Origin of the sequence: Halomonas sp. SL1, assembly GCF_003030865.2 — a bacterium.
GTDB classification, from domain to species: domain Bacteria; phylum Pseudomonadota; class Gammaproteobacteria; order Pseudomonadales; family Halomonadaceae; genus Halomonas; species Halomonas halophila.
Genome location: NZ_PYUQ02000002.1, coordinates 15,806 through 29,402, shown reverse-complemented (window position 1 = coordinate 29,402; position 13,597 = coordinate 15,806). Strand labels below are relative to the sequence as shown.

Here is a 13,597-nt window from a genome sequence, read left to right as displayed (position 1 = left end):
CCCATAGGTTAATTTCTGTAACTGAGCAACCTTCCAGTTACGGAGATGACAGCGGCCAGAAGAAGCCGTCCGCTATAACAACACGGGGGAAGGGAACATGACGCAGTTCGCCCATCGGGTGCTGGTCACCGGCGGTGCCGGTTTCATCGGCTCCCATAGCGTCGAGTTACTGCTGGCAAAAGGCTATAAAGTGCGTGTGCTGGACAATCTTTCCAGCGGCAACCTCTCCAACCTGCCTCTGCAGAACAGGCGTCTGGAGTTCGTCAAAGGCGACATTCGCGATGCCTCGAGCGTGGCACAGGCCATGCGTGACATCAGCCTCTGTCTCCACCTGGCGGCTCAAGTGTCGGTCGTACGCTCCGTTGAAGACCCGGCCGCCTCGGCCAGTCACAATATCCTCGGTACGCTCAATGTGTTTCACGCCGCAACGTCGGCTGGCGTCGAGCGCATCGTCTATGCCTCATCTGCGGCCGTTTACGGCATCCCCAGATATTTGCCAATACGCGAGACATTCACTCCATCTCCGATCTCGCCCTACGGGCTGGAAAAGTGGGCGGATGAACGTTACGCAGAGCTGCTGCAAACCTCCCAGGGTCTGTCGAGCCTGGGGCTGCGCTACTTCAATGTCTACGGCCCTCGTCAGGACCCGCAATCGCCCTATGCTGGTGTCATTGCACGCTTCCTCGACACTCTCCTGCTCGGACAGTCCCCTCGGATCTTCGGCGATGGCCTACAGACTCGCGATTTCATCTACGTTCGGGATGTCGCGCGAGCCAACGTGTCGGCCCTGGAAACAGGACACCAGGGCGTCTGTAACGTGGCCACAGGGCAGCGCACCAATCTGTTGGGCTTGCTGGATACTCTCGGCTCGCTGACCCATCACCCTCCCACCCTTCAGTTTTCGCCGGCCAGGCAAGACGATATTCGCGATTCGTGCGGGCATACCCAGCGCCTCGAGCAGTGGCTCGGCATACAGGCGGAGTGGTCGCTGGAAGACGGACTCGACGCCCTGGTGTCCAGCACGATTCAGCAGCAGCCAGCCGATGCCATCACGACGACGTCCCATGGTTGAGAGAAGCACGGCACCGCGTGCGAGGTAGACAAGATGCGCAACATCGTTGGGCTACTCTTCATCGCGATAGCGCTGGCAGTGCCCCCTGTCACCGCTCGTGCGGTCATCCCGGACGGCGCTTCTTCGCCCAGCGTAGCCTTCTACTATGGAAATGACGCCCCACTGGAGTTACTGGATCAGTTCGACTGGGTGGCGATAGAAGCTGCCAATCTCGCACCCAAGCAGCGGGAACGGCTGGAGCGCCATGGTACGCAGGCCTTTGCTTACGTGAGTGTCGGCGAACTCGATGCCTGGCGTCCCCAGCCCTCGCATCTTCCGGACTCGGTCCTCCTCGAAGACAACCCTCACTGGAACAGCAGGGTGGCCGACCTCACCAGCGACGAGTGGCAACGCTACCTGTTGGAGGAACGCATCCAGCCATTGTGGAACGACGGCTACCGAGGACTCTTCCTCGACACCCTCGACAGCTATCGGCTGTTTGCCCCAGAGGGCAGGGCCGCTTGGCGTCAGCAGCAGGCGTTGGTCGAGCTGATCGGCGAGATACGTCAACGCTTCCCCGACATGAAGCTGCTGGTCAACCGCGGTTTCGAGGTACTCGATCGCATCCATGGCGATATCGTCGGTATCGCAGCCGAGTCCCTTTATCGACGCTGGAACCCAGCGACCGGCATCTACGGTTCGGTGCCAGACACGGACAGTCAGTGGCTGCATGATCAGCTGAGTCGTGCGAGGGACGAATACGGCCTGCCCACCATCGCCATCGATTACGTGCCGGCCGCTGATCGTGAGCTGGCGCGCCGGACCGCCGAGCGGATAGCTGCCGAGGGGTTCATCCCTTGGGTCAGCGTGGCACAGCTTAATCAGGTGGGCGTTGGGCTCATAGAGCCGGTGCCTCGTCGCATATTGATGTTGTATGACAAGGCATCTACCGAGGCGGGTGAGCTGGCCAACACCAATGCCCACCGTTACCTGGCCATGCCGCTGGAATATATGGGCTATGCGGCGGAGTATCATGACGTCAACGCCGCATTGCCCGACGACGTCCTGAATGGCCGCTACGCCGGCATTGTCAGCTGGTTCGATGGTCCGATCCCCCATGGACAACGCTACGCCGACTGGCTGCTCGAACAGATGCGCAATGGTCTTCGCGTCGTCATCCTGGGTGACCCCGGGATTCCATTGAATGGCGCCTTGGGCAACCACATGGGACTCATCGAGGGCTCCGAGCAGCGCCAGCTGCGCATCGCGGACCACGACGACATGCTGGGATTCGAAGGCATGCCTTCACACCCCGCGCCTTATCAGCACGGCTATCAGACAACACGTGCCGACATCATCCGCCACCTGACCCTGGAGGCCCCGGGGGGCCGTTCCCTGTCCCCGGTACTGAGCGGCCCCTGGGGCGGGATCGCCACCTGGCCATGGATCCTTCAGCAGGCCGGTGAGGCGCAGCAGCGCTGGATTCTCGACCCCTTTGCGTTCCTCGAGACCGCACTGGCCCTCCCCGAGATCCCCGTACCGGACCCCACCACAGAGAATGGCGCCCGCTACTGGATGACACAGATCGACGGCGACGCCTTTGTCAGTCGAGCCGATTTTCCCGGCTCGCATTTCACCGGCGAACTCATGTTGACGGAGGTCCTGCAACGCTACCGTGTGCCGACCACCGTTTCGGTGATCGAGGGAGAATTCGGACCGCATAGCCTGCATCCACATCTCCGCTCACAGCTGGAACCACTCGCCCGACGCATCTTCGAGTTGCCCTGGGTCGAGATTGCCAATCACACCTTCAGTCACCCCTTCCAGTGGGAAAAGCTCGACGAAGGCGATCTCGCCGGACAGGGCGAGACCCAGGCCGGCTTCAACTACAACCTGCCGATACCAGGCTACGCGTTCTCTCTGGAGCGCGAGATCGCCGGCGCCACGGCATACATCAATGACCACCTAGCGCCGCCCGACAAGTCGGTGTCCGTGGTGCTGTGGAGCGGCAACGCCTTGCCTCCGGAAGAGGCCCTTGCGCACGCCGAACGGATCGGCCTGCGAAACATGAACGGCGGCAACACCCACATCACCGACAGCTTTCCCACCTTGACCCGGGTGTCGCCCATGCTGCGTCCCCAGGGCGACTACCTGCAGGTATACGCCCCTCAGACCAACGAGAACATCTACACCAACCACATGCGCGGACCACTGTGGGGCTATCGCCGTGTCATCGAAACCTACCGGCTGACCGATCGTCCCCGCCGGCTCAAGCCGATCGACATCTACTACCACTTCTATTCGGCGGCGAGCCCTGCCGCACTGAAGGCGCTGCAGCAAGTCTACGACTACGTCAGCACCCAGGAGACGCTCCCGGTCTATACCAGCACGTGGAGCGATGTTGCCAGCCAGTGGTACGACCTGGGTATCGCCCGCAGGCTCGACGGTGGTTGGCAGATCCGCGCCGCCACTCAGCTTCGCACCCTGCGCCTGCCCCCTGCCCTGGGCTGGCCGGATCTGGCAGCCTCCCGGGGCGTGGCCGGCGTCAGGGACACCGACACCGGGCGCTATGTCGCCTTGAGCGGCGCCGGTGATTCCCTTCTTCAGCTGTCACCACAGCCTCCCGAGACCCCCCACCTGAGGCTGGCCAACGGACGTATTTCCCGCTGGGAGCGACACGACGCCAAACGCCTCTCGCTGCGCCTTGCCGCCGAACAGGTCTCCTTGCACATCGCGCTGGCCGGCATGGAGGGCTGCGATATCGACGCCCCCGGTGCCAGACAGCAGCAGCAAGGCGATCAGGTGATCCTGAGCTACGCGGGGAGCCACTCCGATCGCATCGAGGTGTCCTGTGACGACTGATCCCCTTCGTTCCCGACATCGGCATCCAATGCGCGACGGTCACCTGATCCGGCCCTTGACCTTGCGGGGGCTGGGCATCCTGCTGGCGCTTATCCTGATCGGCCTCTTCCCGGCCCGCCACTTCCTGCAGCTCGGCGCCTCACCGGAGACCGCCTACGAACGCATGGCGATCCTCTACCATCAGGCCCTGCTCAGGGTCAGCCCCGACAACGTCGGACTGCGCCTTGCCTTGACCCGCCAGCTCATGGAGATCGGTGAGCTCGCCGCCGCACGCGAGACCTTGGCGCCACTGGGCGGCAACCACGACATCGACATCCAGTGGCTGCTGCTGGAGCTGAACTGGCAGGCCTATGCGGCCCTGCCCGCAGAGGCTCCCGAGCGGGCTCGCCACCTCGAGCGGCTGACCCGGCAACTCGCTACGCTCGAGTCGCGCGATGATCTTCCACCACCGCACCTGGCCAAGATCGCCCATCACTGGCTGGCAATCGGCCATCCCGCCCGCGCGGCCCAATGCTACGAGCAGCTGGCCGAGCGTGACTCACCGAAGGGCTACCACTGGTTGACCCAGGCCGGCTACTGGTGGCTCAAGGCCGGCGCACCGGAGCGCTCGGCCAGGGCCTGGCACCGGGCCTGGCAGATCGCCGGGGATGCCCCTCACGATCTCGGCTGGCTGGGGTGGGTGATCCCCGCGGCCCATGCCCAGCAGGATTCCCTCGGCTCCGAGGACCCGCCACGCCGGGAAGCCGCCCTGGCCGCCTTGTCTGCCGCCGAACAGAGCCAGAGCGACATCGGCGTGGCGTATGCACGGGAATATCTGAGCCACTATCCCGATGATGAAACGTTGCTGACGCTCGGGATTCGCCTGGCACTGGCTCATGACGAACCGGAACAGGCATTCGAATGGTCACAGCACTATCTCGACCTCCATCCCGATGACGTGGATGCCCTCGAGCGCCACGTCTCGATCGCCCTGGGTCTCGACCGTCTGGAGTCGGCCATCCAGGGCCTGGAGCGGCTGCAGCGCCTGGAACCGAATCAGCTCGACCACCTCGAGCGCCTCGCCCACACCCAGCAGTGGGCCGACCAACACCGGCAGGCGCTGGACACTCTGGAGCGACTGGCCCGGGCCAGCGAACGGGCCGAGCATGATCGCGAGGTCGTGACCCTCGCGCTGAGTCTGCGCTATCGCACCACCGCCCTGGCCGCCCTGCGGCGCCTCAACGAGCGCGGCGAACTGACGCCTGATGAACGCCATCTGCTGGTCGACCTGCTCGATGCCTTGGGCGAGCCGGACGCCGCCATCGCCCAGATTCGCCGCTGGGAAGCCGCCGGCGACGGCGATCGGGAACTGCGCATTCGCCTGGCCACCTGGCTGGAACAGGTCGGCCGTCTCGAGGACGCACAAGATGCCTGGGCCAGGCTAGCGGGGCATTCCGGGCTGGAGGTCGAGGCGACCCGCGAGCGGAGTCGCCTTCTGACCCAGCAGTGGCGACTCGACGAGGCCCTGACCGTCCTCGGCCGCATCGACCCCGACAGCACCTCGGCCATGGCCGACGAATACTGGCGCCAGCGCGCCGAGCTGGCCTGGCAAGTCGGCGATGCGAGGAGCAGCCGGCAGGCCTATCAGGCCCTGTTCGCCCGCCATAGCCTGGAGAACGATGAGGCGACGCGCCTCATCCGCACCGCGGGCGACGGCGGCGACCTGTCGCTGGCCATGCGGGTGACTCGCGAACGCTGGGAAGCCGAGCGCGACACCGACGCGATCATGGAGATGCTTGACCTTGCCCAGCGTGAGTCTCGCCCCGACCTCACGCGAGCGCTTTTAGCGATGGTCGAGCAGGATCCAGCCCCCCTGGCCGACTCGCCCCACTACTGGGGGGCCCTGGGCGCTCAACGGCTGCGGGAACGGGATGCTCCCGGTGCCGTCTCGGCGTACCGGGAAGCCCTCGCCCTGGCCCCCGGCGAGCCCTACCTCCGCGCCGGGATGCTCTATGCACTGGCCGCCGACGGGGAGCACGAGATGCTTCGCCAACGCCTCGGCGAATGGGCCGCCGCCGCCCGCGGTCATACCGACCTGATGGCCGCCATGGCCAATGGCCATCGCCAGCTGGGGGAGCTCGACCGGGCATTGAGATGGTATCGCTCGGCAGCCCAGGCTGCGCCGCGGGATACCTGGCTCCAGCTCGATCATGCCGACACCCTGGCATTGACCGGTCACGCGGCAGCCGCCTTCCGGCTGCGTCATCAGGCGCTGGCCGACCTGCTGCCCCAACTCGCGGCCAACCCGAACGCCTCGACGCAGCCGGGCCGTGACAGCCGGGAAGATCGGGTCCGGGCACTGGGCACACTGACGACACTGGCCGGCCCCGACAGCGGCCGGGGCTGGTACCACACCCTGCTGCTGCAGGCGTTCGACGACACGCCACCGACGGTGGAAGACAGCGATTGGCTGTTCGACGCCAACCTGGCCCTGAACCGACCGCTGCACGCCCGCTACCTGCTGCTGCGGACCCGCGACCTGGGCCATCGCAGCCCCGACTGGCAGCGCCTGTCGGTCGCGCTGGAGAAGAATGATCGCGCCACCCTGAAGCGATTGCTCGACGATGACACGGCCGCCCTGTCAGCGGCCGACCGGTTCGCGGCCCTCCAGCGGCTCGACCGCCGCCAGGAAGCATTGGCGCTGGCCACCGACCTGACCGCCGCCGGCCATGACCAGCGAGCCGACGCCGTGGCGCTGGCCAACGAGCTGCCCCATCGCCTCGTCACTCGTGCCTCCCATGAGGAACTCGGCGACCTGAGCATCGACGGCGGCCAGCTGAGCTACGAGCGAGCCGGCGAACGCTGGTGGGGCAGGCTCGATCTGGCGAAGCGACGGCTGGATACCGGGCATCTCGATCTCGATGCGGACGGCCTGGAACAAGAGAGCGTCGCAGGGCTGACCCTCGGCTGGAACGGCGCACGCAGCGATACCCGGCTACAGCTGGGCGGCGTCGAGAGCGACGACGACACCCGGGTCCAGCTCCGGCTCGACCAGCGTTGGCAGGCGACGTCGCGCCTGGCGGGCGGCGTCTACGGCGCGCTGGGCCAGACCTCCGAGATCGGCGACCTGATGCGAGTACTGGGGGTCGAAGACCGAGTCGGCGCCAATCTCGAATGGCAGCCCACGGCCCGTGACGTCCTGTCGTTCGATGCCAGTCACCTGATCTTCCGCAGCCGCGAGGAGCATGAACGACTGGGCGACGGCATGCGCCTGGAGGCGGATTGGAGCCACGCCCTGGTGGCGGGCGCCAGCCGGCGGCTGGAGCTACGCCTGATGGCCAGTCACGAGCGCCACGATCCGGTGGACCAATTGCCCGAGGACACCGCCGCCCGCCTGCCCGCCGGCAGCACACCGGACCAGCTGCTCGACGACAGCAACACCTTCGTGGGCGTCGGGATAGGCATTGCGCGAGGCGAGCCGGGCCACGCCTACCCCCGGGTGGCCTCTCCCAGGCTGCGTTTCGACCTGGATGCCGGCTACCACATGCCGAACGACGAGTTCGCCATCAACACCACCTTCGCTGTCGGCTCCCGGCTGCTGGGCAATGACGAGCTGGGGCTGCGGCTCACTCTCGATCAGGGCACCGAACAGGGGGCAAGCAACAGCGACGACACGCGTTTCGCCATTGCCCTGACCTATCAGTACTTCCTGGGCCGCCAAAAGGCCGCCCGCCACTAGCAAGGAGTGATGCCCATGTCCCGTTCATTCGCTTCCTCACTGGCCATGGCGACGCTCATCGGTCTCTTCGCGCTCGGCGGCTGCGCCGTGACCGACGTGCACCGCTCGGCCCCCCTGGATCCCGATGCACGCTGGGCGCTGCTGCCGATCGCCAACCACTCCGAAACGCCGTTGGCCGGACGACGCGCCGAATCCGGCCTGACCACCCTGCTACACCAGCATGGCGTCACGTCGCTGACCCAGGCCCCCCACCAGCCTCCCTCCGGGCTGCTCGACCTCACCGGCGGCCATGACCTGCAGGAGGCCCTGAACTGGGCCCAGCAACAAGGTATCCGCTACGGCGTCACGGGCTCCGTGGACGAATGGCAGTACAAGACCGGCCTGGATGGCGAGCCCGCCGTGGGCCTGAGCCTGCGGGTGGTCGACGTCAACAGCGGCGAAACGCTATGGAGCGCCAGTGGCGCACGCAGCGGCTGGGGATTCAGCACCACCAGCGGCGTCGGCCAGGAACTGATGGCCGATCTGGTCGACGAACTTCCCCTAGAGCGCTGAGGTCAATATGGCGACGCGTTTCGAGCACATCCCGGTCGAGCCGCCACCACGCTGGCTACGGATACTGGAGACCCTGGTCATCAGCCTGGCGATACCCGCGCTCGGCTTCATCCTGCATCCCGAGGATCCACTGCTGCTGGAGAGCGGAACGGCCTGGCTGCTGGTGGCGGGACCGCTGTTGATCGGCATTCGCTACGGGTTTGCCTTCGGCTTCGGCAGCGCCCTGATCAGCGTCGCCCTGATCGGCGCCGAGACCTGGTGGCGAACCGGGGCGCTGGTGCCGGACCAGGCGCAGGCACTACCCAATGCCGTGGCGGTGGTGCTGGTGGGAATGCTGTCGGGCGAAATGGCCGACACCTGGCAACGTCGGCTGCGCCAGTTGGCCAACATCAACCACGATCAGGCCACTCGGCTCGACGAGTTCGTCCGACACTATCATCTGCTACGCGTCTCTCACGATCAGCTGGCCGAGCGACTGGCCGCCAATCCGTTCACGCTGCGCGATGCGCTGCATCGGCTCGCCCAGCGCTTTCAGCATCTGGCCGAGCACGGAGCACCGCTCCAGCACCACGGTAGCGAGATACTCAGCTTCCTGGCGCTCAACGGCCGTATCCAGCAGGCGGCGCTGATTCGCCTCGACGAACATCATCGTCCCCTCAAGGAAGCACCGGTCTGCTACGGCGGCGAGGTCAGCATCGATCACCAGGACCCGATGATCCTCGCCTGCCTCGAGCAACGCGAGATGCTCTATGCCGGCAACGCCGTCGATCCCCAGCTACCCGAACAGGGCTCGCTGCTCGCGGTGGTGCCACTGATCGATGTGCATGAGCGCATCCATGCCCTGGTCGCGGTCACGCAAATGCCCTTTCTCGACTTCCATCGCGGACAACTGCATCTGCTGGCGGTGCTCGGCGCCCAGCTCGGCGACCTGCTTCAACGGGCTGAAGCGCGTCAGGGGCATGCCTCGCCCGCCGATCTATCCGCCAGCCTGGCCCGTTGGGTCGCCCAGGCCCGACGCAACCACCTGTCCTCACTCCTCGTCACCCTGGAACTCCCGGCGACACTGGACGAAACGCATGGTCGGACCATCATCGACGAAGCCTTTGCCCAGCTGCGCGCCTTGGATCAGGGATGGGTGTTCGGCACGAGGCTGCACACGACCTGCTTGCATATCCTGATGCCACTGGCCGACGAGCGGGCCGCCACCGCCTTCGCCGAGCGTCTCTGGCAGCGTCTGGAGACCCAGCTGCCACAAGACCCTCGCCAGGAAGGCGTACGACTTAGCCATCGGCTCATCGACGGCCACCGCTCGGCCAGGGCACTGCTAGACGGCCTCGACCTTCAGGAGCGCCACCATGCGGCGGCTTGACGCGCCACCGCGTTCTCCGCTGCCGGTGGTCATCCTGTGCCTGCTCGCCGGGCTGACCCTGGAGGGCATCGCCGCCTACTACCTGCTGCTCACTCCCGAGCTGCTCTGGTGGCGCAGCCTGCCGCAGCACCTGATGGCCAGCCTGCTGCTCGCCGTCGGCCTGTGGAAGGGACTGCCGAAGGACATCGCACACCCCATGGCCGGTACGCTGGCTTTCCTGCTGGCCTCGCTGATCCTGCTGCCAGGCATCGGTGCCGTGGGGATCGCGCTGGGGGTGCTGCCCGCCCTGCACAGCGCTCGTCGCACCAGGCCGAAGACCTGGCGCCCGCTTCCCATACCCGACCTCCCATTTCGCGCCGTCCCCCTTCCGGCAGCGAACGACCCCACCCTCCGCAACGGTCTGGGCAGCGTGCTGTCGGGAGCCGGCGATCCCCAGCAGCGTCAGCAGGCGATTCTGGCCTGTCGACATCTGCCCCGGCGGCAGGCCGTCCCTTTGCTACGCCAAGGGCTGATGGATGCCAGCGACGATGTCCGCCTGCTCGCATACTCGATGCTGAATGCCATCGAACGCGAGCTGGATAGCCGACTCCTCGCCTTGACCCGGACCATCGAACATGGCGACGACCCAGCCGGCCACCGCGCCGAGGCCATCTCGACCCTGTACTGGGAGTATGCCTACCTGGGCCTGGCGCAGGGCAGCACGCTGCGTTATCTGCTCGAACAAGCCCTGGCGTTTATCGACCAAGCGCTGGAGCATCGGACAACTGCCCAGCGCTGGCTGCAGCGCGGCAGGCTGTGCGCGACGCTGGTCGATGTCGCGGGTGCCGAGAATGCCTTCGCGTATTGCGAGCGCCTGGGGATGAACGACGACGACCTGGCACCGCATCGCGCGGAGCTGGCCTTCCAGCAGCGACGTTTCGCGGAAGTGCGCCGACAGCTAGCCCGGCTCAGTGCCGCCGCTGCCGGCGATCCCACCTTGCATCCGGTGACCAGCTTCTGGCATGTCGACGCCGCCTCTCGGGGCAACACGGCCACGACCGCCGCATGCGAAAGCCCGGAGGCATGGCGATGACGGACGGCTGGCCGACACTCAGGCGGCGCGCGCGCCCCGCCGACATCATCCTGTTGCTCGAGGGTACCTACCCCATGGTGCGCGGCGGGGTCGCCGGCTGGGTCGACCAGCTGATTCGAGGACTGCCCGACCTGCGCTTCGCCCTGGTCTTTCTGGGCGGACGACGACACGACTACCAAGGGATCCTCTATGCACGACCGGAGAACGTGGTGCACCTCGAGTGCCACTATCTGTTCGACGACATGCTGCGGTCCGGCGCGCCGCGTCAACGGCGCGGCAACAGGCGCGCCTTCGCAGCCAGTCGCGAGCTGCATGAGACCCTGCGCGCTCCCGAGGTCAGTCCGGACGCCGCCCTGTGTCAGGCCGCTCGGCTGCTGGGGCGTACCGGGGGCCTGAGTCAGGACGACTTCCTTTACAGCCAGGCCGCCTGGGAGCAGATCCTCGAGCACTACCATCGCGACTACCCTGATCCTTCCTTCATTGACTACTTCTGGTCGGTGCGCAACATGCACACCCCGCTGTTTCTGCTCTCGCACATTGCCAGGCAGCTGCCGCCGGGACGCTGTCTGCATGCCATCTCCACCGGCTATGCCGGCTTTCTCGGAGCCCTGGCGCACCACATCACCCGACGGCCGCTGCTGGTCTCCGAGCACGGCATCTACACCAAGGAGCGCCAGATCGACCTGGTACAGGCCGACTGGATACGCGACCCGACCGATCCCCTGACCCACGGCTTCCAGACCCATACCGGTTACCTGCGGCGCATGTGGGTTCGCTTCTTCCAGAGCCTCGGGCGCATGACCTACGCCTCGGCCTGCGGCATCACCACCCTCTACGAAGGCAATCGTCAGCGTCAGCTGCTCGATGGCGCCGCCGAGGAACGCACCCGTGTGATCCCCAACGGCATCGGCATCGAGCGCTTTCGCCCCCTGCGCGATACCACAGGGAGCACAGGGCGGCAGGTCGTGACGCTGCTCGGCCGAGTCACGCCCATCAAGGACATCAAGACCTTCATACGCGCCATGCACCAGCTGTTGTCGCGCGTTCCCCAGGCCGAGGGCTGGATCGTCGGGCCGGAGAGCGAGGATCCCGACTATGCGCGCGAGTGCCACGACCTGGTGCAGCAGCTCGGCCTCGAGACGCGGGTGCGTTTTCTCGGCTTCCAGCGCACCGAGACGATCCTCGCACAGTCCCGCCTGGTGGTACTGACCTCCATCAGCGAGGCCCAGCCCCTGGTGGCGCTCGAGGCCATGGCCGCCGGAGTGCCGGTGGTATGCAGCGACGTCGGCGCCTGTCGTGAACTGGTGCTGGGAAGCGGTCGGTCAGAGCGACCCTCGGGGCGCATCGTCCCCATCGCCAGTCCCGGCGCCACGGCGGCTGCCATGGCCGAGCTGCTGGAAGACGACCAGGCCTGGCAACAGGCTCGGGAGGCGGGAATAGCCCGCGTCGAGGCGGAATATACCGAGGCGCTGATGCTCTCCCGCTACCGGCAACTCTACGTCGATGCCGGGGCACTGCCCGGTGACAGGAAGGAGACGAGCAAAGATGGCGGGGATCGGATTCGAACTGCGTAGGCTGCTGCGGCAGGACAGTTACCTGGGGCTGCTGCGTGCCTACAGCTACGCGGGCATCATCGGCTCCGGCCCTTGGGTCTTGTCGATCCTGGCCGTGATGGCGCTGGGGATGATCTCGGCCTCGACTCGGCAGGGTGCCAGCGGTCACGTCACCGAGTTCCTGGTTTCGGTGACCTGGCTGGTGGCCGCGTCGCTAATATTTACCGGCCTGGTGCAGCTGCTGTTCACCCGCTTCGTGGCCGATCGGCTATTCGAGCACCACGCCGAGCGGGTGCTGCCCAATCTCTTCGGACTACTGACCCTGGTGACGCTGGCGGCAGGCACGCTGGGACTGGCGGCGATGCCCGCCTTCGCCGGCACCGGCGTGGTCTATCGACTGGAGATGGTGATCGCCTTCGTGCTGCTGAGCAACATCTGGTGCGTGGCTGTCTTTGTGGCGGGCGTCAAGGCCTACCATCAGGTACTAGGCGCCTTTGCCCTAGGCTATGGCGCCACACTCGGCGCGGGCCTGCTGCTGCGCGACCTGGGCCTCGAAGGGCTGCTGGGCGGTTTCGTGCTGGGTCAGGGCCTGCTGCTTTACTGCCTGCTCTTCATGGTGATCCGCCACTATCCCAGCGAGCGGCTATGGGCCTTCGACCTCCACCGTCGGGGGCAACGCCATCTCTCGCTGATCCTGATCGGCCTGAGCTACAACCTGGGCATCTGGATCGACAAGCTGGCTTTCTGGTTCAATCCCGACACATCCGAGTCCATCATCGGCCCGCTGCGTGCCGCGCCGATTCACGACCTTCCGCTCTTCCTCGCCTACCTCTCCATCGTCCCCGGCATGGCAGTGTTCCTGATGCGCATGGAGACGGACTTCGCCGAGCGCTGCAGCGCCTATTACGAGGCCGTCCGCGGCGGCGACACCCTCGACCATATCGAGCTGCTGCGCGGCCAGATGATCACCAGCGTACGACGCGGCATCTACGATATCTTCAAGGTTCAGGGCATCACCATCCTGGCCCTGCTGATGGCCGGGCCGAATCTGCTCGACTGGCTAGGCTTCTCGGTCTGGTATCTGCCGCTGTTCAATATCTTCCTGGTGGCGGTAGGCATCCAGGTGCTGTTCATGGCGATCCTCAACGTGCTGTTCTATCTCGACCGCCTGAGGCCGGCGCTGTGCCTGTGCCTGTTGTTCGCGGGAACCAACCTGGGGCTGACGATGGTGAGCCAACAGCTGGGGCCGGCCTTCTATGGCTACGGCTATGCCCTGTCACTTCTGATCACCTCCCTGGTCGGCCTTGCCATGCTGGATCGCGAGTTTCAGCGCCTCACGTATCAGACCTTCATGCTGCAGCCGCCTTGCAGCCCGCCCCAGGGCCGCGCCTGACGCCGGAAGCGCGAAGAGAGTAAGCAC

Annotated in this window: 8 protein-coding genes; all 8 read left to right on the top strand. The window is 66.0% G+C overall.

Features of this window, described 5'->3' with window-relative positions; translation table 11 throughout:
- Nucleotides 1–97 precede the first annotated feature (97 nt).
- The 8 genes from C9J49_RS00320 to pelG are packed head-to-tail and all read left to right on the top strand — an operon-like array spanning nt 98 to nt 13,570.
- On the top strand, nt 98–1,072 hold the full coding sequence (locus C9J49_RS00320) for an NAD-dependent epimerase/dehydratase family protein (RefSeq protein ID WP_046078907.1): 975 nt from the start codon (nt 98–100) through the stop codon (nt 1,070–1,072).
- 33 nt (nt 1,073–1,105) lie between these two features.
- The gene (locus C9J49_RS00315) at nt 1,106–3,913 is read left to right on the top strand and encodes a bifunctional glycoside hydrolase 114/ polysaccharide deacetylase family protein (RefSeq protein WP_258393710.1); all 2,808 of its coding nucleotides are present in this window, start codon (nt 1,106–1,108) and stop codon (nt 3,911–3,913) included.
- Between the two features lie 28 nt (nt 3,914–3,941).
- Nucleotides 3,942–7,631 carry a tetratricopeptide repeat protein gene (locus C9J49_RS00310; RefSeq protein WP_107181054.1) on the top strand — a complete coding sequence of 1,230 codons (3,690 nt, stop codon included), beginning with the start codon at nt 3,942–3,944 and terminating at the stop codon, nt 7,629–7,631.
- Nucleotides 7,632–7,646: 15 nt separating this feature from the next.
- Nucleotides 7,647–8,183 (top strand): hypothetical protein, encoded by a 537-nt coding sequence (locus tag C9J49_RS00305; RefSeq protein WP_046078904.1) that lies wholly within the window; start codon nt 7,647–7,649, stop codon nt 8,181–8,183.
- A 7-nt stretch (nt 8,184–8,190) separates the two neighbouring features.
- Nucleotides 8,191–9,552 carry a PelD GGDEF domain-containing protein gene (locus tag C9J49_RS00300; protein WP_046078903.1) on the top strand — a complete coding sequence of 454 codons (1,362 nt, stop codon included), beginning with the start codon at nt 8,191–8,193 and terminating at the stop codon, nt 9,550–9,552.
- The gene (locus C9J49_RS00295) at nt 9,539–10,624 is read left to right on the top strand and encodes a HEAT repeat domain-containing protein (protein WP_107181053.1); all 1,086 of its coding nucleotides are present in this window, start codon (nt 9,539–9,541) and stop codon (nt 10,622–10,624) included. Before C9J49_RS00300 ends, C9J49_RS00295 begins: the two co-directional genes overlap by 14 nt.
- Nucleotides 10,597–12,198: a GT4 family glycosyltransferase PelF gene (pelF, locus tag C9J49_RS00290; RefSeq protein ID WP_258393709.1), complete on the top strand. Its 1,602-nt coding sequence runs from the start codon at nt 10,597–10,599 to the stop codon at nt 12,196–12,198. The genes C9J49_RS00295 and pelF overlap by 28 nt, the downstream gene beginning before the upstream one ends.
- The gene (gene pelG, locus C9J49_RS00285) at nt 12,170–13,570 is read left to right on the top strand and encodes an exopolysaccharide Pel transporter PelG (protein WP_107181051.1); all 1,401 of its coding nucleotides are present in this window, start codon (nt 12,170–12,172) and stop codon (nt 13,568–13,570) included. Before pelF ends, pelG begins: the two co-directional genes overlap by 29 nt.
- The last annotated feature ends 27 nt before the right edge of the window (nt 13,571–13,597 follow it).